The 24258-nt window shown below is 68.8% G+C and carries 12 protein-coding genes; 10 read left to right on the top strand and 2 right to left on the bottom strand.

The annotated features are described in order from the left end of the window. The first annotated feature begins 96 nt into the window (after nt 1–96). The 4 genes from ACGF13_RS12250 to pglX all read left to right on the top strand — a co-directional run bounded on the left by ACGF13_RS12250 (nt 97) and on the right by pglX (nt 11332). On the top strand, nt 97–1905 hold the full coding sequence (locus tag ACGF13_RS12250) for a DUF262 domain-containing protein (protein WP_392872514.1): 1809 nt from the start codon (nt 97–99) through the stop codon (nt 1903–1905). Next, complete coding sequence (locus tag ACGF13_RS12255; protein WP_392872517.1) at nt 1905–2945, top strand: CBS domain-containing protein; 1041 nt, start codon at nt 1905–1907, stop codon at nt 2943–2945. The genes ACGF13_RS12250 and ACGF13_RS12255 overlap by 1 nt, the downstream gene beginning before the upstream one ends. A gap of 159 nt (nt 2946–3104) precedes the next feature. Then, nucleotides 3105–7754, top strand: coding sequence for a BREX system serine/threonine kinase PglW (gene pglW, locus ACGF13_RS12260; protein ID WP_392872520.1), 4650 nt, complete (start codon nt 3105–3107; stop codon nt 7752–7754). Then, a complete protein-coding gene (pglX, locus tag ACGF13_RS12265; RefSeq protein WP_392872523.1) occupies nt 7751–11332 on the top strand; it encodes a BREX-2 system adenine-specific DNA-methyltransferase PglX in 3582 nt (1193 codons plus the stop codon). The genes pglW and pglX overlap by 4 nt, the downstream gene beginning before the upstream one ends. 74 nt (nt 11333–11406) lie before the next feature. Here pglX and ACGF13_RS12270 read toward each other — a convergent pair whose 3' ends face one another. Both ACGF13_RS12270 and ACGF13_RS12275 read right to left on the bottom strand, forming a co-directional pair. Continuing rightward, nucleotides 11407–11631, bottom strand: coding sequence for a DUF397 domain-containing protein (locus ACGF13_RS12270; protein WP_392872526.1), 225 nt, complete (start codon nt 11629–11631; stop codon nt 11407–11409). Between the two features lie 28 nt (nt 11632–11659). After that, nucleotides 11660–12484, bottom strand: coding sequence for a helix-turn-helix domain-containing protein (locus ACGF13_RS12275; protein ID WP_392872529.1), 825 nt, complete (start codon nt 12482–12484; stop codon nt 11660–11662). A 279-nt stretch (nt 12485–12763) separates the two neighbouring features. Between ACGF13_RS12275 and ACGF13_RS12280 the strand changes: the two genes are divergently transcribed. The 6 genes from ACGF13_RS12280 (at nt 12764) to ACGF13_RS12305 (ending at nt 24200) form a co-directional block, all read left to right on the top strand. Then, nucleotides 12764–13204 carry an ATP-binding protein gene (locus tag ACGF13_RS12280; RefSeq protein WP_392872532.1) on the top strand — a complete coding sequence of 147 codons (441 nt, stop codon included), beginning with the start codon at nt 12764–12766 and terminating at the stop codon, nt 13202–13204. A gap of 83 nt (nt 13205–13287) precedes the next feature. After that, nucleotides 13288–13557 (top strand): hypothetical protein, encoded by a 270-nt coding sequence (locus tag ACGF13_RS12285; protein ID WP_392872534.1) that lies wholly within the window; start codon nt 13288–13290, stop codon nt 13555–13557. Between the two features lie 277 nt (nt 13558–13834). Continuing rightward, entirely contained in the window at nt 13835–17743 is a 3909-nt protein-coding gene (locus ACGF13_RS12290) for a phage resistance protein (RefSeq protein ID WP_392872537.1), read from the top strand. Further along, nucleotides 17740–20631 (top strand): BREX-2 system phosphatase PglZ, encoded by a 2892-nt coding sequence (pglZ, locus tag ACGF13_RS12295; protein WP_392872539.1) that lies wholly within the window; start codon nt 17740–17742, stop codon nt 20629–20631. The genes ACGF13_RS12290 and pglZ overlap by 4 nt, the downstream gene beginning before the upstream one ends. 105 nt (nt 20632–20736) lie before the next feature. Then, complete coding sequence (gene brxD / locus ACGF13_RS12300; protein ID WP_392872541.1) at nt 20737–22047, top strand: BREX system ATP-binding protein BrxD; 1311 nt, start codon at nt 20737–20739, stop codon at nt 22045–22047. After that, the gene (locus ACGF13_RS12305) at nt 22044–24200 is read left to right on the top strand and encodes a DEAD/DEAH box helicase (RefSeq protein ID WP_392872544.1); all 2157 of its coding nucleotides are present in this window, start codon (nt 22044–22046) and stop codon (nt 24198–24200) included. The genes brxD and ACGF13_RS12305 overlap by 4 nt, the downstream gene beginning before the upstream one ends. Nucleotides 24201–24258: the final 58 nt, after the last annotated feature.

Below are 24258 nucleotides of genomic sequence, written 5' to 3' on the forward strand. Positions count from 1 at the left end.
GGGCCGGAGATCCACCGAACCGGTTGACTGCGCAGGTATCCAGTTGGTCAAATCGGCCTCGGCACATGCTCTGGTTTCAAGGTGGGGAAAGACCGCGTGGCGCTCGACAGCCCGAAGCTCAGGAACGTCCTCGCGGACGTCGCGTCAGGAACACTGCAACTCCCGGACTTCCAACGCGAGTGGAAGTGGGACGACGACCGGATCCGGGCGATCATCGCGACGGTGACGCTCGACTACCCGCTCGGTGTGGCGATGACGCTGGAAACCGGTGGAATCTCACCGTTCCGCGCCCGGGCCCTCACCGGCGCCGACTCCGAGCAGGACCGGACCCCCCACCTCCTGCTTCTGGACGGGCAGCAGCGTCTGACCTCTCTGTTCCAGGCGCTGTACCTCGATGCGCCGGTGAAGACGGTCGACACTCGCGGCAAGCCGATCGAGCGCTGGTACTACGTCAACATCGCCAAGGCTGCCGGGGCTTCCGCGGACCGGGACGAGGCGATCGTGTCCGTCCCGGAGAACAAGATCCTGCGGACCGAGTTCGCCCGTGGCGTCTCGCTCGATCTCACCACCGTCGAGCGCGAGTGCGAGGCGGGCCTGTTCCCGCTCCACTTCGTCTTCGACATCCAGCGGGTGAATGCCTGGAAGAAGGCGTTCGTCAAGGCGGACGAACGGAACTGGGACCTCTGGTCGGAGTTCGAGGAGCGCGTCCTCGAGAAGGTCCGGTCGTTCCAGGTCCCGATGATCCGGCTCTCCGCGTCCACCTCGATGGACGCCGTCTGCGCCGTGTTCGAACGTGTCAACACCGGGGGCGTGCCGCTGAACGTCTTCGAGCTTCTGACCGCCACCTACGCCGGGGACCGCGACTTCACCGCGGAGTCCGGCGACTACTACCAGCTGCCCACCGTCTGGCAGACGATCAAAAAGGATCTGGCCACCCGCTTCCCGGTGTTCGGCCGGCTGGACCAGGGATTCGAGGACGGCCTGAGCAGCAGCGACTTCCTGCAGGCCGTTGCGCTGGTCCGGACGTGGGAGCGCAAGCTCGCGCGCCCCGGGGCTGCGGTGTCGTGCAAGCGCCGCGACCTCCTGGATCTCCCGCTTGCCGATTTCGACCGTCTGGCACCGAAGTTGGCCGAGGCTTTCGCCTGGGTCGGTGACTTCCTCCAGCAGCAGTGCATCGTGCGTGCGGCCGACCTCCCCTACCGGACGCAGCTCGTCCCGCTGGCCGCCGTCCGCGCGATCCTCGAAACGGAAACCGACAGCCTCACCGCCGAAGAGATGATCACCCAGTGGTACTGGTGCGGCGTCCTCGGTGAGATGTACGGAGGCTCGACCGAAACCCGCTTCACCAAGGACGTGGAACAGCTCATCGGGTGGATCCGCCGCAGCGGCGAGGTTCCGGACACCGTCAGCGACGCCTACTTCTTCCCCGACCGCCTGGACACGCTCACCACCCGGCACAGCGCGGCCTACAAGGGGATCTACGCCCTCCTCATCAAGCAGGGCGCGGTGGACTGGCACTACACCGGCGCACCGATCAGCCCTGCTCGTATGGATGAACACTGGGTGGGCGTCCGGCAGGTCTTTCCGAAGGCGTGGATCGAGAAGGAATTCGGACTGAAGTTCCCGGCGGGCTCCATCGTGAACAAGACGCCTCTCTCGTACCGCGCCGCCCAGGGCATGTCCGGACCGCCGGCAACCTATCTTCCGTCGCTGATCACGGCCTCGGACATGCGGCCCGAGTGGTTCGACGACGTCATCGCGACCCACCTCATCGATCCCGACGCCCTGCACGCCAATGACTACGAGCGTTTCTACCTCGACCGTTCCAGGCAGCTGGTGGAGCTGGTCCAGGGTGCCATGGGCAAGCGGACCGCGCTGCGTGGCGCGGCGGACGGCGGCGAGTGATGCCTGCCAAGCCGTCCCCGCAGGACCTTCTGTCACTCAAGGGCCAGCGGATTCCCGTCCAGCACGTCCTGGACCTCTTCGGTGTGCGCGTCCGCAACCACCAGAGCGTGCACCTGATTTCGCAGTCCCTGGCCGATGTCGGCCTGGCGACCATTCCGGACTTCGCCGTCTGCCACCACCGCGGCGACATCGACGTCGTCGAGCTGACTGCGATCGTGGTCACCGAGACCGACCCCGAGGCCGACGACGCACATGAGCCGTTGCCCTCACAGGCCCTGCCGCAGCGCCTGCACATCGGGGATCTGGCCTGCGCCCGCAACGGGGTCGCCAGCGTGGGCCTGAGCGCCTCGCCCGCCCAGGCGACCTACCTGATGCGCACCCACGGGTACTCCCAGGTCCCGGTCACCACGGGCATGGCCACACTGCACGGCGTGGTCACCTGGCACTCGGTGGCGAAGATGTACGAGACCGGCAAGACGCCCACGCTCGAGAACGCCATGCAGAAGGACTCCCCGCCGGTCGCGGACGTACGCCAGGAGTTCTTCGGCTGCCTTCCCCTGATCAAGGAGCACGGCTACGTCCTGGTCCGCGGCGAGGACGGTTGCCTGTCCGGCATCGTGACGGCGGAGGACGTCACCGACCGCTTCGAGGGGGCAGCACGCCCCTTCTTCCTCGTCGGGGAGATCGAATCCCTGCTCCGCCGGGGTTTGGGCGCGGCACTCGGGCAAGAGGCGATCAAGGCCGTCCAGACCAACAAGAAGGTCGACGAGCGGTCCGGGTTGATCACGGACCTGATGTTCGGCGACTACATCAAGCTCCTCGACGGCGCCCAGACGAAGCAGTCGCTGGCGGCGAACGCCGACGTGAACTGGGTCACCCTCGGCTGGACCGCGATGGACAGGACGCAGTTCGTCCACCACTTGAAGCGCGTGAAGGACATCCGCAACCGGATCGCCCACTTCAGTGAGAAGCCACTGCCCGCCGACATGCTCGCCGAGCTCACCTCGTTCACCAAGCTGCTCCGCGACTTCGTCTCCTGACCTGTCGCACAGCGGTACCGGGCCGTTCCGCATCTCTCTCGGTCCCGTCCTCTTTCCGCACGAGTCCTCCACGGACGACCACCACCCGCTACGATCGTCCGGGTGATCCGGCTGCCGACCAGCAGCGAAACACAACGCGAACAGAAGCGGTGAGGGCGCATGCGGGACGGCCGGTGGGTGACGGTCACCGACTCGGAGTTCCAACACGAGCGCCGCGGCCTGGAGGCGATCCGGGAGAAGCTGCCGAACGCCGATCCGTGGCGGGCGTGGTCCAACTTCACCTTCACCGCCCACACCGGGCACGTCCGCGAGGTGGACCTGCTCGTCGTGGCGCCCGGCGGGGTGCATCTGATCGAGCTCAAGGACTGGCACGGCTCGATCGAGTCCCGCAACGGGACTTGGCTGCAGACCCAGCCCAGCGGACGCCAGGTCGTCCACGGCAATCCCCTCCACCTGGCGAACAAGAAGGCCAAGGAGCTGGCCGGGCTCCTCGGGCAGAACGGCCGGCGGGTCTGGGTGTCGGAGGCGGTCTGCTTCACCGACAGCTCGCTGCGCCAGCGCCTCGCGCCCTCCGACCAGCACGGCGTCCACACCGTCGACGAGCTGGTCGCCATGCTCCAGCAGCCGCCCCGCGACGAGCGCCGGCGCATCGACGCCGTCGCCTCCCGTGAGATCAAGGCTGCACTGGAGCGGGTCGGCATCGCGCGCAGCGGCGCGGAGTACAAGGTCGGCCCGTACCTGCTGAACCGCAAGTCCTTCGACTCCGGTCCGACCTGGGCCGACTACCTGGCCCGGCACAGCGAACTCCCGGAGGCCGCCCGGGTCCGCATCTACCTGCGCGAGCGTGGCTCGGACGCCGGCCTGCGCTCCTCCGTCGAACGTGCCGCGCTGCGCGAGGCCGCGGTGCTGCGCCGCTTCCGGCACCCGGGTGTGGTGCAGCTGCGCCAGTACGACTCGTCCGGGCACTCGGCCGGGCCCGCGCTGATCTTCGATTACGACCCGCGGACGCTGCGGCTCGACGAGTACCTGGTGCAGTACGGCGCCAAGCTGGACATCCTCACCAGGATGGCGCTGGTGCGCCAGCTCGCCGAGACGATGCGCTCCGGGCACAGCAGCCGCATCTACCACCGCACGCTCGCGGCGCGGGCCATCCACGTCGTTCCGCGCGGGCGTGGGCGCACGGCGGGCGCGGACGGGGAGGAGGCAGGCTGGCTCAATCCGCGGCTGCAGATCTCCGACTGGCAGGTCGCCGTGCAGCGCTCGTCCGGCGACACGGCGGAAGGTGCCCCGCGGCTGGCCCCCACCGCGATGTCCAACGCGGGCGCCCACCTGGCGGAGGCCGCCAATCCCTATCTCGCTCCCGAGCTGACCGCCGTCAGCCCCAACCCGGTCCTGCTCGACGTCTACGGGCTCGGGGTGCTCACCTACCTGATCACGACCCTCCAGCCGCCGGCCTCCAGCCAGGCCGAGCTGGTCGCACAACTGGAAGCCGGCGAGGGCCTGCGCCCCAGCGCGATCGTCGACGGACTCTCGGAGGACATCGACGACCTGGTCCAGGCAGCGACCGCCTACAAGGCCGAACAGCGGCTGTCCTCGGTCGACGAATTCCTGGAGATGCTGGAGTTCGTCGAGGACAGCTTGACCGCCCCGACGCCGGACACGTCAGCCGCACCCGTGGCCGAGGAGGTTCCGGACAAGGACCCCCTGGACGCCGTAGCGGGCGACATCCTGGCCGGCCGTTGGGAGGTGCGGCGCCGACTGGGCACCGGCTCCACGAGCCGGGCCTTCCTCGTCCGGGATCTCCAGGCGGACCCGCAGGCCCGGCGGGCCAAGGCGATGTGCGTGCTCAAGGTCGCTCTCAGCGACAGCCGCGCCGAAGTACTCGGGCATGAGGCCGAGGTCATGGGCCGGCTCCGGCCGCACTCCGGGATCATCCGGCTCGTGGAGCCGGAGCCGCTGACCATCGGCCCTCGGACCGTCCTCGCCCTCGAATTCGTCGGCGACGAGCGCGAGGAGGAGGGCTCGACGCCCGGGACGAGGCCCACCCGGCGACGCGAGGAGACCGTCGGCCGGCAGCTGCGCGAGCGCGGCCGCCTGTTGGTCGACCAGCTCGAGGCCTACGGCGACTACCTGTTCGGCGCGGTCGACTTCCTCGAGGGCGAGGGCGTCTGGCACCGGGACATCAAGCCGGACAACATCGCCATCCGCATCCGCCCCAACCGGACCCGCGAACTGGTCCTGATCGACTTCTCGCTCGCCGGCTACCGCGTGCAGGACACCAGTGCCGGCACCGACGGCTACCTCGACCCGTTCATCGGAACGCTCACACGCTCCGTGTACGACGCGCACGCCGAGCGCTACGCCGTCGCCGCGACCCTGCACGAGATGGCCTCGGGCGAGCTCCCGGTGTGGGGCGGCGGCCGGGTGTCCGCCCGGCAGACCGATCCGGAGAAGGAACCGCATGCGACGATCGCCATCGAGGCGTTCGACCCGGCGGTGCGCGCAGGCCTGACGTCGTTCTTCCGCAAGGCCCTGCACCGGGACGCCTCCCATCGGTTCCCCGAGCTCAAGCCGATGCGGGACGCCTGGAAGAAGATCTTCCTCGACCTCGACAGTCCCAAGCCGAGCTCGGGTCGGTCCCGTCATGCCGCCGCTGCGGAGCAGGTGCCCGGAGGACCGGCGGCTGAGGCCGTCGTACCGATGATCGCGGACGCGGAGCCCGAGGACGCCGACCAGAAGCGCAACGAGAAGGCTGCGGTGGCCACCCGCGAGACGGCGATCTCTGCCGCCGGCTTGACCCTCGCCGCCGAATCCTTCGTCTTCGGCCTCAACGTGAACACCGTGGGCGAGTTGCTGGACCTCGCCCGAAGCCGGCTCGTCAATTCGCCGGGTCTCGGCCCCAAGACGCGCAACGAAGTGCTCGGCCGGATCAAGGAGTGGCGCCGCCGCCTGGCCGAGGAGCCGGCCGGCCCGCTCACCCCGGAGGGCCGCAAGGCCGCCAAGGAAGAGCTGACCGAGGTCGAGAAGGCTGCCGTCGACGCGATGGCAGCGGGCACCGCGGCGGATGGACTGCCTGCGCGGACCCTGCGGACGGTCAGCCTGGACACCCTCGCCACCATCTTCGTGCCGGTGCTCAAGAAGGACGGCACCAACGACAAGGAAGTCGAGACGGTCAGGCTGCTGCTGCGCCTGCCCGACGAGACGGGCGCTCTGCCGGAGATCGGGGTCTGGCCGAAGCAGAAGGACGTCGCGACCGCTGTCAACCGCACCGCAGGTCGGATTCCGCAGATTCTGAAGCCACAGCGCACCCGGTGGAGCAAGCACACGGCGGTGCAGGCACTGCGCTCCGAGATCCTCGAGCTGCTGCACTCGCTGGGTCGGGTCGCCTCGGCGGCCGAGATCGCGGATGCCCTCGCCGTCCGACGCGGCACCCGGCTCCAGGGGCGCGGGGATCGCCGGGCCCTGGGGCTCGCCGCGGTACGGGCCGTGCTCGAGGTCGAACAACTCAACCCGGAAAGCGCCCAGTTCCGGCACGTCGCCAACCGGGAGGCGGCCGACGAAGGCATGGGCGCCGGCCTGCTGGCGCTGGAAGTCGGCGAGCACGACTCCCCCGAAACCCCGTCGGCCCCCGGACTGCTGGACTACGCGCAGCGCCTCGGCAAGGTGGCGGACCGGCTCGCCAAGCTCGACACCCTGCCGACGGCGGCGACGGTACTGGCCGAACTCGCTGCCGTCGCCCCGCCGAACGGCGTGGTGGAGTGGGACGAGCGTCGGATGGTGGACGTGGCCGCGGCTGCCTCCCGCAACGCGGCCGCCACCCCTCGCCTCGAGATCTACCCGCGCGACCTGTCGCTCGTCCGGGCCCTGCGGCTCACCCAGGCCGGGCTGGTCCGGATCACACCCGGCGTGCCGGAGGCCCAGCAGCCCGGGCTGACCTGGGAAGACGTGCACGAGCGCGTCCGCGCCCGGTTCCCCGAGCTGCTGGACGGGAACGGCGGGCACACGCTGCCGACCGACGGGCCGCTGACGAAGGCGCTCCGTGAGGCCGGCTTCGACCTCGTGCTCTCGCTGCGCGAGGGCACCAAGACCATGCGCTACTTGCCGCGGCGGGTCGACGCGGGCTCCAGCTACCTCACCTCGGGAGCCGGCCGCCGGACCACACGCATCTCGCTGGTCACCCGGTACGACGACGACCCGCTGCTGGCCGGGGCCATGCAGGCGGAGGAGCGGCTGCTCTCGTCCACGCGGCGCGACGGCTTCCGGGCGCTGACCGTGCGCACCGGGCTCGCGCGCGAGGCGGCGCGTGAGCTGACCGGGGACGGTAGCGGCAGCAGGTTCGGGGCCGAGGCGGTGTCGGTGGCGGAGCTGTTCATCGACGCCCTGCACGAGTTGGTCGACCCTCGACCCAAGCCGACCTGGGAGACCATCCTGCGTGCCGACGCCGCCCAGCCAGGCACGCCAGCTGCGATGCGGTTCGCCGAGTATGCGCGGACGGCGTGGGGCGCGGTCGAGCCGAGGATCGGCGAGCTGGTGACGGCGGAGGGGCCAGGGCGGCCCGTGCTGCTGATCGACGGCGGGGTGTTCGCCCGGTACGACGCCATGGCGGTGCTGGACCGGCTGGCCGGACGGTCGCGCAACGGTGGGCGGGGGCTGTGGCTGCTCTGCCCGCAGAGCGACCCTGCCCGCGATCCCCGATTGGGGACGACGGCGGTGCCCTACCAGTCGGGCCTGGGAGAATGGATCGAGCTTCCGGATTCGTGGGTCAACAACGCCCACCGAGCCGGCGAGAGTGGAGAGGCAACGAAGTGATCGACCGCAAGGCCCTGTTGGCAGATCTGATCAAGCAGGTCAAGGCGGTCGAAACCGACCTCGGCAGCCAGGTCAAGGCTGTGGAGGAGGTGCGCGTCAAGCTTCGCGGCGAGTACGACCAGGCGCGGAAACTGGGGCGTACGGCGGCGACGTGGAACTCGTGGCTCGACGAGCGCATCACGCAGGTCGCGGTGGCGTGGGTGCTGGGCACGGTCTTCGTGCGGTTCTGCGAGGACAACGAACTGATTCCCGAGCCGTACCTGGCAGGAGCGTCGGACGAGCGGCGTGACCTCGCGCTGGAACGGTACGCGGCGTACGTGGATGCGGACGCTGATCCGACGTATCGCGGGTGGCTGGAGCGGGCGTTCGCTGAACTGGGTGCGGGGCAGGCAGGGAAGCTGCTGTTCGATCGGCGGCACAACCCGCTGTTCCAGATCCCGCTTTCACACGATGGCGCGCGGGCACTGGTCGAGTTCTGGCGCGAGCGGGACGAAGCCGGTGTCCTCGTCCACGACTTCACGGACAAGCTGAACGAGGATGGCACGGAGGGGTGGGACACCCGGTTCTTGGGTGATCTGTACCAAGACCTGTCGGAGGCGGCGCGGAAGACGTACGCGCTGCTCCAGACGCCGGAGTTCGTGGAGGAGTTCATCCTCGACCGGACAATGGACCCGGCGGTACGGGAGTTCGGGTACGAGGGCCTGAAGATGATCGACCCGACGTGTGGGTCGGGCCACTTCGTACTGGGCGCGTTCCGGCGCCTGGTGAAGCTGTGGGCCGAGGGTCAGCCCGGACGTGACCGCTACGAGCGCGTGCGGGCTGCGCTCGACTCGGTGCACGGCGTGGATATCAACCCGTTTGCCGTCTCAATCGCGCGCTTCCGGCTGCTGGTGGCCGCAATGGCAGCAGCACAGGTGCGAACGCTGGCGGCGGCAGGCAAGTACGACTGGCCGATCCACCTGGCGGTAGGCGACTCGCTAATCAAGGACCGACAGCTGGAATTCTCCCTGCTCGGCGAGAAGTCTGGCGACACGCTTGCCGAGTTCGCGTACGCGACAGAAGACATGCACGAGCACCAGGGCATCTTGGAGGATGGACGCTATCACGTGGTGGTGGGGAACCCGCCCTACATCACAGTAAAGGACAAGAAGCTCAACGAGCTGTACCGCGAACTGTACGATGCGTGTTCCGGGACCTATGCTCTCTCAGTGCCATTCGCGCAGAAGTTCTTTGATCTGGCAATTCGCGGCGACGCAAACGGCCGCCGGTACGGCATGGTCGGCCAGATCACCGCAAATTCCTTCATGAAGCGCGAATTCGGCACGAAGCTGATTGAGGATTACTTCGCACACAGGGTTGAACTAACGGAGGTTATCGACACCTCTGGCGCATATATTCCCGGACATGGAACCCCCACTGTCATCCTCGTAGGTAAGCGCCAATCAGGGCAGAGGCGCACAGAATATATTCGCACCGTACGGGGCATCCAGGGCGAACCAGGCGCGCCTGAAAGTGGCGAAGAAGGGCTCGTTTGGAATGCAATCATCAATCAGATCGATGAGCCCGGATCCGCGAGTCAATGGGTGTCGGTAGACGACCTCGACCGCCGGCGGTACTTCGGTCGACAGCCGTGGATGCTTGCCGACGGTGGCCGCGAGATGGTCGAACAGATTGACAAGGCTAGCCCTCTGCGAATGAAGGCAGTCATCGAGCCGCCAATCGGCAGGGCCATCCGCGCGGGAGCAGACGAGGCTTACATCAGACCACTGCGCGCCACTTTCCGGACGATCGCGGATCGACAGGGTCTTCGGCCGCTGATGATCGGAGAAATCGTCCGCGATTGGGAGGCCCACCCCCAAGAAGCAATCTGGTTCCCCTACGCCAGTCAACTCCAACCCAGCGACCTTGAGAACGACCTGTGGCCCTTGCGTCGCATACTGCAAGCCCGTCGCACATTTCAGGGCACGATGGAAGATGCAGGCCTCAAATGGTGGGACTATATGCAGTACACCTCTTCGGCCTATCGCACACCAATGTCGATCTCATTCGCATTTGTAGCCACACACAACCATTTCGTACTGGATCGAGGAGGGAATGTATTCAATAGGTCTGCACCAGTGATTAAGCTCAAAGAGCACGCAAGCGAAGAAGAGCACTTGCGAATTCTCGGAATCCTCAATAGCTCAACAGCATGCTTCTGGCTCAAGCAGGTGAGTCACGACAAGGGGATTCGCGGAGAAGGGGGAGGGTTTACCAGCGACGACTGGGAGCGATTCTTTGAATTCACCGGAACTAAGATGCAGGAGTTCCCGCTCCCCACCACCTACCCGACAAACCTTGCGACTTTCCTCGATGCTCTCGCCAAAGACTTGGCAGCTTCCAGCCCGTCTGCCATGACGGCAGCTGATGACTTCCCGCTCAAAGTCTCATCCCTTCGGACAGCGCGGGCCTCTTGGGAATCTGCCCGAGCGCGAATGATTGGCCTTCAAGAGGAGCTCGACTGGCAGGTATACTCACTTTACAACCTGCACGCAGAGGATCTGCGCGCTCCTGAGACCGATGTCCCGGAACTCATGCTCGGGCAAAGAGCGTTCGAGATTGTACTCGCTCGCCGTGCCAAGAATGGGGAAGCCTCTGACGAATGGTTTAAGCGTCACGGGTCTACGCCGATCACCGAGCTACCATCCCACTGGTCCGAATCCTACAAGGCTGTCGTTCGGAAGCGTATTGAGGCAATCGAAACCTCCCGCGCCATCGGCATGGTCGAGCGACCCGAGTACAAGCGCCGTTGGGCTAACGAAGGTTGGGATTCTCTCCAGGAAAAGGCCCTACGGCTCTGGTTGCTCGACCGTATCGAGCTCCGTGATCACTGGTTCCAAGACGACCAGCCCACCCTCCTAACCCGCGCCCAGCTGACCGATGTGCTCTCGCGAGATGCGGGATTTGTCTCCGTCGCCGAGATCTACGCCCCGCGCAAAGAACTCGCCAAAGTCGTCTCCGATCTCCTCGCCGACGAGCACGTACCGTTCCTCCCCACTCTTCGCTACAAGCCCACCGGGCTGAAGAAGCGCGCTGACTGGGAGCAGGTGTGGGACCTCCAACGCCAGGAGGACGCGGCCTCGGACGAACCAGCCAAGCGGAAGATCCGGGACTCGATTCCCGTACCGCCGAAGTACACGTCGGCCGACTTCCTCAAGCCCTCCTACTGGCGGGCCCGGGGCAAGCTCGACGTGGCCAAGGAGCGGTTCATCTCCTACTCAACGACCACCTCCGGCACTCCCGACCTCTTCGGCTGGGCCGGCTGGGACCACCGCGAGCAGGCGCAGGCGCTCACCACGTACTTCACCAACAACGACTTCACCACCGAGGAGCTGACCCCATACCTCGCGGGTCTGCTGGAGCTGCAGCCTTGGCTGAGCCAGTGGCACGGTGAGTTCGACGCGATGTACGGCGGTTCTCCTGCGGACTTCTTCGCCGGCTACCGCGCGCAGATTCAGGGTGAGCACGGTCTGACCGACGACGACCTGCGGGCCTGGCGTCCGGCGCCTGCCCGTCGCGGTCGCGCCACCAAGAGCTGACGCTTCAGCCACGCAGCACGCAACAGCCTCCGGCCGGATCTCCGGCCGGAGGCTGTTGCATAAGCAGAACCGACTCAGCAGTCGGCGGAGAACTCCCCACCCCTGATCCCGGCGACGAACGCCAACCACGCCCCAGCTGGGAAGACCAGTACCGGCCCCTCGGGGTCCTTGGAGTCGCGCACCGGCATCACGCCGACGAAGCCGTCAGCGACCTCGATGCAGTTTCCTTGGTTGCCGCTGAACGTGCTCTTCCGCCACACGGCGCGGCTCAGGTCCACTCCGCCCTTGTCAGCGTGCATCACTCAAGTCCCTTTGCGATCTGCGTGATCAGACGGCGCGACGGCCCAATATCAAGTGCCGCCGCCCGAAGCCGATCAAACGCCTGGTTATAGGCACGAACGTCGTCGCCTCGTTCGAGAGGCTACTCGTCAGCGACTCGGTGTACACCACGTCGAGATCATTCCGAACCGGGAACTCCAGGATGACGAAGGATCCAAGCACTCCGGGATGGGCATCGGCTGCGAACGGGACCACCTGCAACGTGACATGCGGCTCTCGCGATGTGGCGACAGGGTGCTGCAACTGCCTCGCCATGATGTCCCGGCTACCGATCTGCCGGTGCAGGGCGGCCTCATCCACGATGGCCCACAGCTTGAGCGGGTCTTCTCGCTGGAGCGCCGCATTCTGCCGAGCCAGCCGTATGCCCACCAGAGCGTTGATCACGTCAGACGAAGCGTCCGGTTGGAGCTGCCGGGTCAGCGCCCGTGCGTAGTTCGCGCTTTGGAGCAGTCCCGGAATCAGGGACGACTCGAAGTTCCGAACGGACACCGCCTCTGCTTCGAAGCTGATGAACGAGGCGTAGCGCTGGGAGATCACATCGGAGTAGGACTGCCACCACACCCGTCGCTTCCCCTGCCGCGCCAGCGTTGCGAGGGCCTCACGAGTCGCCGAATCAGCAACCTCATAGACGTCGAGAAGTATCTCGACCTCGTTCGCGCGCACGCCGGAGCGCCCGTTCTCCAGGCGGCTGACCTTCGACTGGTGCCATCCGAGTCGCGATGCCACATCGTCGACCTTGAGGTCGAGCCCCTCTCTGATCTTCCGGAGCTCCGAGCCCAGCATTCGGCGACGCACGGTGGGCGTCGCAGCCACGCATCTACCTCCCCTCATCTCGGTGTCTCGTCCCGTCAGAATCTGGCGTGCGATAGGGGGTTTCGTCACGTTCACACGAAAGTGCATATGCACTTTGCCTGATGCTGTTGCACCTCATGGCAGCACAGAGGCGTGCTACTTGGCGTAGTCATTCACACGACACACCGTGATCAAGACGGCTCGTCACCGGGCATTCCCATGCCTCCTTCCGGCCGTCACTGGGGCTGTCAACCGCCCGGATCACGTCGAAACCATCCACGCTCCGAAGGGGCCATCGCCATGCCCGCTGCCCTGAAGATCCCTCCCACTGCCGCCGACGAGTACGCGTGCTGGCTGTCGCGTCACCCGAAGTCGGGGAGCACCGCCCGTCGGCTGCTCCGGGAGTTCCTCGCCCTCCACACCTCCGGCGAGCGCTACCTCGACTCCGCCGAGTCCGTCCTCACCGAGCTGGTCAACAACGCCGTGCAGCACTCCCGTACGACGCCCGGCCGCCTCATCCTGATCCGGTTCGAGCACAAGCCCGACCACCTGCGCCTCGAGGTGCACGACGCCGGCCGCACCCACCCCGTCCCCCGAACCGCTTCTCCCGACGAGGAGAACGGCCGCGGACTCCGGCTGGTCGAGGAGTTGTCGATCACCTGGGGCTGGTGCCCGCGCGAGGGCGGGATCGGCAAGGTCGTCTGGGCCACCGTCGCTCCCGAAGTCCGAGACCCCCGATGAGCACCGGCGACCGCCCCTGCGGCCAGGGAAACGGCTGCTGCCCGCTACGCGATCACCCGACGCTCCGCGAAAGCAGACCCCCCGTGGTGGTCGAGATCGAGGGCGTCTGCGCCCCCGCAACCTTCCCCCGACTCCCGGAAGCCCTGGCCGCCCTCTGGCGCGCCCTCCAGCACCTTCCGCTGGGCGAGGCGCAGGCCGCCACCATGCGCGATGCCCTCACCCGCCCTGGCGCGGTCGGCCTCGCCGCCGAGTCGATCAGACGCGACGGCAGGCTCGACCTCTCCTTCCGGATGAACGGCCGGCTGCACTCCGCGCACATCCGCCCCGCCGAACCGCCGCCCGCCCCGGAATAGCCCGTCCACGTCGGCGCCACGGCGAGGAAGTGCAGTTGCCCCCACAGGCGACCAAGCCACCTCGCCGCCCGGCGCCACCAGCCCCGTCCCCCGGCCCGACCTGGTAGCACCGCGTGGCGCCGCCGTCATACCATGGCTGATCGTCGCCGGCGCAACCGCCGAGGACCTTCCGCCGCTCCCCACCGCCCCCGTGCGGCCGCGAACGGCCGGCAGACCCCCACGCCGGCGACGCACCGCAGGACAACGACGATGACGACGGAACGGACGAAAGCAGACCATGGCCTCGACACCGGCCCAGCCGCCCCTCCTCCGCGATGTCATCGACATCAAGCCGTCCATCTCCACCTCCGACTTCGTCCTGAAGCTCGCCGAGGCGGTCACCGACGAGGGCGCCGCCCACGCACTCAAGGACTACGTCCTCACCGACCGCCTCCTCGAGAACTTCGACGAGGCCCTCGGCCTGATCAAGGCCGCCCTCGACGGTCACACCTCCAAGGCCGCCTACCTGCACGGCTCCTTCGGTTCCGGTAAGTCGCACTTCATGGCCGTCCTACACGCCCTGCTCCGGGGCAACCAGGCGGCACTCTCCCGCACCGAGTTCGACCCCACCCTGGCCAAGCACGAGTGGCTGAGCGCCGAGCGCAAGAAGTTCCTGCTCGTGCCGTACCACATGCTCGGCGCGAAGTCCCTGGAGCAGCGCGTCCTCGGCGGCTACGTCTCCCACGTCAAGGCGCTCCACCCGGACGCGCCCACCCCGCAGGTCTACCGCACGGACGCACTCTTCGAGGACGTCCAGCGCCTGCGCGCGAAGGTCGGCGACGAGCAGTTCATCGCCGGCCTCGCCGGTGACAGCGGCGCCGACATCGACGAGGACGACGACTGGGGCGAGGGTTTCGCGTGGACGCCGGCCCTGCTCGACTCCGCGCTCGCCGCCGAGCAGCAAGACACCTCCGAGACGAACCTGAACGTCGTCAACCCCACCACCCCCGCCGAGCTGCGCGCCAAGCTCGTCCACGACGCCATCGCGGGCTGGTTCCCCGGGTTTGCGCAGAACGCGAAGGAGGACGAGTTCGGCTTCATCTCCCTCGACGCCGGCCTCTCCGTCATCGCCGCCCACGCCAAGTCGCTCGGTTACGACGGCCTGATCCTCTTCATGGACGAGCTGATCCTCTGGCTCGCCAACCGCATCCACGACCAGAAGTTCGTCTCCCGCGAGGCCGACAAGATCACCAACTTCGTGGAGGGCGCCGACTCCCGCCGGGCCATCCCCGTCGTGTCCTTCATCGCCCGCCAGCGCGACCTGCGTGAGCTGGTCGGCGAGGAGGTGTCCGGTGCCGGCGAGACCGCGATCCAGGACAGCCTCAACCTCGCCTCCGGCCGGTTCGACAAGATCACCCTGGAGGACCGCAACCTCCCGCAGATCGCCCACGCCCGCCTGCTCACGCCGAAGGACGACGAGGCCCGCGAGAAGCTGGACGCAGCCTTCGCCAAGGCCAAGCGCAGCGGCGGTCACAAGGTCTGGGACGTGCTGCTCGGCTCTGAGGAGGGCACCACCGGGGCGGACGAAGCGTCCTTCCGCCTCACCTACCCGTTCTCCCCCGCCTTCATGGACACCCTCGTCCACATCTCCTCGGCTCTCCAGCGCTCCCGCACCGGTCTGAAGCTGATGGGCCAGCTCCTCGCCGATCACCGAAACGACGCCCGGCTCGAGCAGTTGATCCCGCTCGGCGACCTCTATCCGGTGATCGCCGACGGCGGCGACAAGCCGTTCGTCGACAGTCTGAAGGTGGAGTTCCAGGCCGCCGACAAGCTCTACCGCACCAAGCTCCGCCCCTACCTGCTCGATGCCAGCGAGGTCACGGAGGAAGACATCGAGCGCTACCGCAACCGCCCGGACACCATCGCTGACCCGCAACTAGCCCAGCGCTGCCGTAACTTCATCGGCGACAACCGGCTGATCTGCACCCTGCTCCTGTCCGCCCTCGCGCCCAGCGTGCCCGCCTTGCGTGATCTTACGATTCGTCGACTCAGTGCACTCAATCACGGCTCAATCGTCACACCGATCCCTGGCGCAGAAGAAGGCGTGATCAGGTCGAAGGTTGCAGACTGGGCTGCCCGGTTCGCCGAGATCAAGGAGACCGGCACCCTCGCCAACGCAGGCGTGCGGCTTGAACTCGCCGGCGTGGACGTGGACTCCGTCATCGCCAACGCCAACGTCAATGACAATCCGGGCAACCGACGTGCACTGGTCCGCCAGCTGCTGGCCGAGGAGCTGGGCGTCGAAACTCATGACGGCCGTCTCGACGCCGACGAGTTGAAGTTCGTCTGGCGCGGCTCCAACCGCTCGGTCGAGGTCTTCTTCGGCAACATCGCCGACCGGGAACGCACACCCGACCACGAGTTCAGCCCCAGCTACGAGAGCAACTGGCGTTTCGTCATCGGTCTGCCGTTCTACGAGAGCGAATACGGTCCGGTCGAGGACGCCAACCGCATCCGCGAGCTGCGCGAGCTGTCCGGCGAGAACCGTCCGCGGACGATGGCCTGGCTCCCCACCCACCTGTCGGCCGCGCGCTTCCAGGACTTCCGCCGCCTGGTCACCATCGACTACGCGCTCAGCGACCAGCGCCGGTTCGACACCCAGTACGCCGGGCACCTGAACGCCGACAACCGGGCCCGCGCCAAAGCGCTGCTAGAGGGCCAGCGCGAGTCGCTGACCAAGACCGTCAAGGCCGCTCTCAAGCAGACGTACGGCCTGGCCGAGAAGAAGAGCTCCGACGTCGAGCTCGGCTTCGACGACCACTTCGAGCCGCTGCCGGACGTCCCCGACCTGCGCCCGTCCATCGGCCAGTCGCTGCACGACGCCGCCCGGCACGTGGCCGGCAAGCTGCTCGCCCACCAGTACCCGGCCCACCCCCACTTCGACCGCGAGGCCCCCGGCACCGTCGTCAAGCCCGCCGATGCCAAGATCGTCTTCGCCCACATCCGGGCCGCCGGCGAGGCCAGTGACCGACGGGTCGAGATCCCGGCCAAGGACCGCCCAGTGATGAAGCGGATCGCCGGCGAGCTGGGCCTCGGGCAGCAGAAGGAGGCGTACTTCGAGCTCTCCACCCGCTGGCCCGACCACTTCCGCCGCGAGGCCCGCACCGAGGGCGTCACCGGCGACCTGACCGTCGTGCGCCTGACCGACTGGCTGGACCGGCCCGAGCCGATGGGTCTGGACCCGTTCCTCGCCAACCTCGTCATCGCCTCGTTCGCCGAACTCGACGACCGGGTCTGGGTGCGCGGCGGCGGCCTGCTCGACCCCGCCCCCGAGCCGTCCGCGATCAAGTCGGGCGACGCCCTGCGCACCCAGCCGCTGCCCGACGAGGCGAGCTGGGAGGAGGCCGGCCTCCGCTACCAGCACATCCTCGGCACCAAGCCGCCGACCCTGCGCCGCAGCCGGATCGCGAGCCGCTTCGCCGCCGACATCGTGGCCGCCGCACGCAGGTACCAGCCGCACGCCACCAGCCTCGTCCAGCAGCTCGACAAGCGCGCCACGCTGCTCGGCCTGGACGACACGGACGGCACGGGCCGGCTCGCCCTGGCCCGGCGCTCGCTCGACCTGCTCGACGCGATCATCGCCGCCGACAAGGGCCCGGCGGCCACTTCCGGTGCCGCCAAGCAGGTCATCGGCGCCTTCGCCGCCTTCGATCTCGGTGCCGTCTCGGTCGAGCGCTACGGCAGGTCGATCAAGCAGGCCGAGGCCGTCGCCTCGGCGCTCGCCGGCGCCGCCTGGGACATGCTCAAGCTCGCGCCCAACTACGGACCGGCCGGCCAGGCCGTCCTGGAGGAACTGCGCGGGATCGCCCGGGAGGTCACGACCGACCTTCCGCAGGCCCTCAAGGACGCCCGGCGCGCCATCGTCGAGGTCATCGACCGCAGCCGGGCCGCCGCCACTCCCCCGCCGCCCGTCGCTCCCGTGACCCCGCCGGAGCCCGCTCCCGGGGCCGACGACACCGACCTCGACACCCGCACCAGCGACCCGCGCGTGCCCACCGAACCCACCGCCCGCCGCCCCCTCCGGCGCTCCGGCGGTGGCCGGACCACCGCGGCCCGCGCCATCGCCGAGCTGCGTGCCGACCTGGAGGAGCTGGCGGCCAGGGAGCCGAACGCCACCGTCGAGATCAGCTGGAAGGTGGTCGAATGAGCACTCCGGTCACCACCAGCGCGGTCCGGCTGAACGCCGGCACCGTCACCCAGTACCTGGCCTCGCAGCGGGGGCTCGCCCGCGGCCGGCGCAAGGCCGTCCTGCTGCGCGCCGCCCCCGAGTGGGACGGCGCTGCCGAGCTCGGCTGGGGTGAACGGCGTCAGGCCCGGGTCGCGGCCGCGCCCTCTCCGCTCGCCGTCTACGAGCTGGTCCTGGCCCATCTCGCCCCCGATGCATCGGGCCCGGAGGTCCTGGTCGTGCTGACCGACCGGGAGGAGTCGGAGCTGGGCCCGGACCTGCTGGCCCGCGTGCACCGGGAGCGGGTCAACGCCGTCGACACCTGGGACGTGGTCCGGCAGGCCTTCGGCGCGGCCAGCGCCGACAACCGGCTCCTCAAGGACAACTGGGCCGCCGAGTCGCTGCTCGACGCCACCCCGCCGGCCGGCTGGCCACAGCTGGGCGGCGGGGTGCTGGCCCGTCCCGGCGCCCTCGCCTCCCTCGCACTGCGGCGGCTCGGCATCGGCCGGTTCGACCCCGACCGGGCGGAGCAGTCGGGCTCGTCGGGCTCCGGCCTGGACGTGCCCGCCCTCCTGCGCTGGTCGCTGACGCCCGGCGGGCCGGACCGCTTCCTTGCCCTGCGCGCACCCGAGCGGGCCGGGCTGGCCTCGTTCCTGGCTGAGGAGGACCAGGCCGGCCTCACCGGCAAGGCCCTGCTGGCTCTGGTCGCCGCCGAACACGGCCCGGACGCGGTCGCGTTCGGCCTGGTCTGCGCAGCCCTGTGGGTGCACGCGGACGCGGCCTCGGCGACCGCCGACGACTACCGGGCGCGCGGACGCGCCGAGCGGTGGTTCGGTGAGGAGCCGCCGGCCCACGGCGAGGCTCTGGACGCGCTGGCGACGGCCTTCGGGCGCAGCTGTGAGGAGTTCGTCTCCGTCCTCCTGCTGATCGGCCGCCCCGGGTCCGACGACGACGAGGCGGCCGACGCCCGGAAGGTGACCGGGGCCGTCCTGAACCGGGCGGAGTCGCTGGTCGATCAGTTCGGTGCGCGCCTCGCGGCCGAGGCGAGCCCGGTTCTGGCGGCCGGCCTCGAGGCCCGGTTCGCCGCGGTCGGCAGGGCCCTCGATGCCGGCGACCTGTCGAAGGTCGCAGGGACGGTGCTGGCGGTGAGCGAGCACCGCCTCGCCCTGGGCCAGGCATCCCGGGCCAGGGCCGAGCGGGCGCGGATGGCTCAGCGGCTCGCGCAGTGGCTGGCTACCGATCCGTCGACCGAGATCCCGCATGTGGCGGCCGGCATCAACCGCCACGCCAACCAGACCGGCTGGGTCGACCTGGCACTGGAACACATCGAGGCCGGCGGGGACGCCGATGAGGTGCTGGCGTCCTCCTACAGCCGGCTCTGTTCCTCGGTCCGATCCAAGCGGCGGGAGATCGACCGCAACTTCGCACAGACCTTGACCACGTGGACGGCAGCAGGGCCGGACCCGAAGAGCGCCATGCTCACGGTGGAGACCTTCCTGCAGAAGGTCGTCGCTCCCGTGGTGAAGGCCGGCGAGCGCCGCGTGCTGCTCGTGGTCGTCGACGGAATGAGCGCCGCCATCGCTTCCGAGCTCGGTACGGAACTGCGCGAGCAGTGGGCCGAGTACGATCCGACGCCCCGGGCCACCGGCAGCGCGGCCTCCTCGGACGTGCCGCGTCCCCCGGAGCGCCGCGCGGTCGCCGCCGCCCTGCCGACCGTGACGGCCGTCTCCCGGACCTCCCTCTTCGCCGCGCGCCTGATGACGGGCACGCAGGCCGACGAGAAGCGGATCGTCCCCACCCACCGGTTCTGGGGCAGTGAGAAGGTGGCGGTCTTCCACAAGGACGACCTCCGTAGCGAGAGCGGCGGCGCGGTCTTCGGCCCCGAGCTCTCCGAAGCACTGGCCGGCGACACTCACGTCGCGGTCGTGCTGAACACCGTCGACGACCGGCTCGCCAAGGAGCAGAAGCACGGCGACGGCTCCTGGCGGCTGTCCCAGATAGGGGGTCTGCAGGACCTCCTGCGGGTCGCCGCCGCCCAGGGGCGCGCGGTCGTCATCACCAGCGACCACGGACACGTCGTCGATCGCGGCGGGGTCAAGGTGGATCGGGAGACTCCGCTGTCTGCCCGGCACCGCGCCCCCGGCGGGGCACTCGGTGACACCGAGATCACCCTCGCAGGGCCGCGTGTCGTCTCCCCGCAGACCGGCAACGAGATCGTCGCACTGTGGGACGCCGACTCCCGCTACACGGCCCTCAAGGCGGGGTACCACGGTGGAGCTTCGCTGGCGGAGGTCGCCATCCCGGTGCTCGCCCTCCTTCCGTTCGGAGCCACTCCGCCCAAGGGCTGGCGCGAACTCGGCAGCCCCGAGCCCTCCTGGTGGTCCCTCACCCCTGGCATTCCCTCGCCCGAGCCGGTCCCGGCGGCCGTCCCGAAGAAGCCCGCCAAGGCGACTCGACCGCCCAAACCGGCGGCACCGGGCCACGAGGCTCTCTTCGAGGTCACGATCGAGCCCGCGGCAGAAGACGGCGACGCACTGCTGACGCCCACGCTGGTGTCCCCCCAGGACGCCTTGGTCGGCAGGTTGCTGAGCTCTCAGACCTTCAAGGACCAGGTGGATCTCCTCGCCCGCAAACCCGATCTGGTCAAGGTCGAGAAGGCTCTGCGGGCGCTGCTGGACGCGGGCGGCACGCTGCCCGTGACTGCTCTGGCCCAGCGGATCGGCGAACTCGCCGTCCGCGCCGACGGTTTCGCCGCCGTGCTGCGGCAGTTGCTCAACTACGACAGCATCCAGGTGCTGGAGACCCTTCCGGACGGCCGTACCCTGCGGCTCGACACGGATCTCCTGCGCATCCAGTTCGACCTGCGCTGAACCGGCACCGGGGCCCGATCGGTCCCGGTGTCCGGACAGCAGTGATCACACCCACCCGGTGAATGGGAGACTTTGCGCGTGAGTGCCGAAGGAACCTCCCGATCCGTGACCGTCAGCGCAGCCCGCCGCCGCGACGTCATCGACGCGCTGCGCCGCGGTGCGGTGCCCGAGAACGGGCTCGACCTGCTCGCCACAGGGCTGGGACGGTTCGAATCCGCCCTCGATGCGGAGTTGGACGCCGTCGTCTCCGGCGCATCGGTCTTCAAGGCCGTCCGGGGCGAGTACGGGTCGGGCAAGACGTTCTTCACCCGGTGGCTCGGCGAGCGCGCCAAGCGCCGGAACTTCGCGGTCGCCGAGATCCAGGTCTCCGAGACCGAGACGCCGCTGCACAAGCTGGAGACCGTGTACCGGCGGCTGACGGAGCGACTCGGCACCTCGAGCTTCCCGCCGAGCGCGCTGCGGCCCGTGGTGGACGCATGGTTCTACGCACTGGAGGAGGACGCCCTCGCGGCCGGGTGCTCCGAGGAGCAGCTCCCCGAGGAGGTGGAGCGGCTGCTCGCCGCCCGGCTCAGCGAGGTGTCCCGGCACGCCCCGTCGTTCGCGGCCGCTCTGCGGGGCTACCGGGCCGCCCTCACGGCCGGCGACGAGACCACCGCTGCGGCGGTCCTCGCATGGCTCGGCGGGCAGCCGAACGTCGCCGCCGCGGCCCGACGATCCGCCGGCGTGCGCGGTGATCTGGACCACTTCGGAGCCCTCGGGTTCGTCCAGGGGTTGCTCACCGTGCTCCGGGATTCCGGGCATGCGGGGCTCTTCCTCGTCCTCGACGAGGTCGAGACGCTCCAGCGGGTCCGCTCCGACGCCCGCGACAAGGCGCTCAACGCGCTGCGTCAACTGATCGACGAGGTGCACTCGGGCCGTTTCCCCGGCCTCTATCTGATGATCACCGGCACGCCCGCCTTCTACGACGGCCAGCAGGGGGTGCAGCGCCTCGCCCCGCTCGCCCAGCGCCTCGCCACCGACTTCACCACCGACCCGAGGTTCGACAACCCGCGTGCCGTACAGGTCCGGCTACCCGGATTCACCCGGGATTCGCTGATCGGCCTCGGGGCGACGATCCGTGATCTCTACGCCGATGGTGCCGAATCCGCCGACCGGATCAAGACGCTCGCGGACGACCGCTACGTCGCCGACCTGGCCGACGCGGTCGGCGGCGCGCTGGGCGGCAAGGTGGGTGTCGCCCCGAGGCTCTTCCTGAAGAAGCTGGTGGGCGATGTCCTGGACCGGATCGACCAGTTCGACGAGTTCGATCCGCGGCAGCACTACCGGTTGACCGTCTCCCCCCAGGAACTCACTGCCACGGAGCGGAACCTGGCCGCCGCCGGATCGGCGGACGACATCGACCTGGAGCTGCAATGACCGGTTCCGAGCAACGCGAGTCGGACGGCGAGGGCCCGGCGAACCCGATCGACCGGCTCGACCCGGTGGTCCTGCACCACATCGTGAACACCCTGGGCTGGCCCGACCTACGTCCGCTGCAGCGCGCCGCGATCGCGCCGCTCATGGACGGCAATGACGCCGTCCTGCTCGCGCCGACCGCCAGCGGCAAGACCGAGGCGGCCTGTTTCCCCGTGCTGTCCGCGATGGCCCAGCACCGCTGGACCGGCATCTCGGTGCTCTACCTGTGCCCGCTCAAGGCGTTGCTCAACAACCTGGTCACCCGTGTCGACTCGTACGCACAGTGGCTCGGCCGACGGGCCGCGCTGTGGCACGGCGACACCACGGAGTCGCAGCGGAAGCGGATCCGAACCGATCCGCCCGATGTCCTCCTCACCACCCCCGAGTCGCTCGAGGCCATGCTCATCGGGGTCAAGACCGACCATGCTCAACTCCTCTCCTCCATCCGCGCAGTCGTCGTGGACGAGGTCCACGCCTTCGCGGGAGACGATCGCGGTTGGCACCTCCTCGCCGTTCTGGAGCGGCTCGAACGCGTCACCGGCCGTCCGATCCAGCGCATCGGCCTGTCGGCGACGGTGGGTAACCCTCAGCAACTGCTGACCTGGCTGCAGGGCTCGGGCGCGAACACCCGCACAGGACAGGTCGTCGCCCCCGATCTCACCGCCGCCTCCACCGGTGCCCCGCCGCCCGGCGAGGTGGAACTCGACTACGTCGGCTCGCTGGAGAACGCGGCGAAGCTGATCGCGTCGCTGCACCGCGGCGAGAAGCGCCTCGTCTTCTGCGACTCCCGCCGCCAGGTGGAGCAGCTCGGTGCCGCCCTGCGGGCTCGTGAGGTCACCACCTTCCTCTCCCATGCCTCCTTGTCGGCCGAGGAGCGGGCTCGCTCCGAGCAGGCCTTCGCCGAGGCCCGCGACTGCGTGATCGTCTCCACCTCCACGCTTGAACTCGGCATCGACGTGGGCGACTTGGACCGCGTCATCCAGATCGACGCACCTCGCACGGTTGCCTCCTTCCTCCAGCGGATCGGCCGCACCGGCCGACGGGCCGGCAGTGTGCGCAACTGCTTGTTCCTGGCCACCGAGGAAGAGACCCTGCTTCAGGCCGCAGGCCTGCTACTGCTGTGGGGACGCGGCTGGGTCGAGGCCGTCACGCCGCCGCCCGAACCCCGGCACCTGGTCGCCCAGCAGATCCTCGCCGTGACCCTGCAGGAGCACAGGCTGGGAAACCACCTGTGGAGCTCGGAGTGGAACGGCCTGGCCCCCTTCGACCGCTCCGGTGAACCGATCCTGCGGCACCTGGTGGGTGAGGGCTTCCTCGACGACGACAACGGTCTCCTCTTCATCGGTCCCGAGGCGGAACAGCGCTTCGGCCACCGCCACTTCATCGAGCTGACCGCGTCCTTCACAGCGCCGCCCCAGTTCACCGTGCTGTCGGGACGCACCGAGATCGGGCAGACCGATCCCACCGTCCTCACCGAGGAGCGGCCTGGCCCCCGCCGGCTTCTCCTCGGCGGGCGGAGCTGGCAGGTGACCTTTATCGACTGGTCCAGGCGCCGGGCCTTCGTCGAGCCTGCCGACGGCGGCGGCATCGCCAAGTGGTCCGGCACCGGCATCGCAGGCCTGTCGTACGAACTGACCCGGTCCATGCGCGACGTCCTCCTGGGCGCCGACCCACCGGTGTCGCTCACCCGGCGGGCACAATCCCGCCTCCAGCAACTGCGTGAGGAGGAGGCTCCCAACAGCGTGCACCCCGCCGGGACACTGATCACGCGCTCCGGCAACGACGTACGGTGGTGGACGTGGGCCGGCTACCGAGCCAACGCCACGCTCGCCGCCACCTTGTCGTCCGTTGCAGACCCGGTTCAGCGCCCTACGGACTGCTATGTGCGGCTTCGAGAAGACTTGACGACCCCGATGTGGCAATGCGCTCGTGCCGGTGCCGGGGACCTCCTTGTCTTCCCGGACGTCGATCGACGCGCTGTCAAAGGCCTGAAATTCTCGGCAGCGCTGCCTGAGCGGCTCGCGATGGCAACGGTCGCCGCACGCCTGGCCGACTTTCCGGGTGCTTCTGCGGCACTCTCCGAACCTGTACGACTGCACGTCATCCAGCCCTGAAGCACGTCATCACAGCGACCAATCTTGACCGATCAACTCACAAGCCATTGTCGGCTTT

This window comes from Kitasatospora sp. NPDC048286 (assembly GCF_043201735.1).
Lineage (GTDB): Bacteria > Actinomycetota > Actinomycetes > Streptomycetales > Streptomycetaceae > Kitasatospora.

Excerpts from the sequence above, each read along its gene's own strand:
- ACGF13_RS12255 (WP_392872517.1), top strand. The coding sequence starts at position 1,905 with ATGCCTGCCAAGCCGTCCCCGCAGGACCTTCTGTCACTCAAGGGCCAG.
- pglW (WP_392872520.1), top strand. The coding sequence starts at position 3,105 with ATGCGGGACGGCCGGTGGGTGACGGTCACCGACTCGGAGTTCCAACAC.
- ACGF13_RS12270 (WP_392872526.1), bottom strand. The coding sequence starts at position 11,631 with ATGCACGCTGACAAGGGCGGAGTGGACCTGAGCCGCGCCGTGTGGCGG.
- ACGF13_RS12280 (WP_392872532.1), top strand. The coding sequence starts at position 12,764 with ATGCCCGCTGCCCTGAAGATCCCTCCCACTGCCGCCGACGAGTACGCG.
- ACGF13_RS12290 (WP_392872537.1), top strand. The coding sequence starts at position 13,835 with ATGGCCTCGACACCGGCCCAGCCGCCCCTCCTCCGCGATGTCATCGAC.
- pglZ (WP_392872539.1), top strand. The coding sequence starts at position 17,740 with ATGAGCACTCCGGTCACCACCAGCGCGGTCCGGCTGAACGCCGGCACC.
- ACGF13_RS12305 (WP_392872544.1), top strand. The coding sequence starts at position 22,044 with ATGACCGGTTCCGAGCAACGCGAGTCGGACGGCGAGGGCCCGGCGAAC.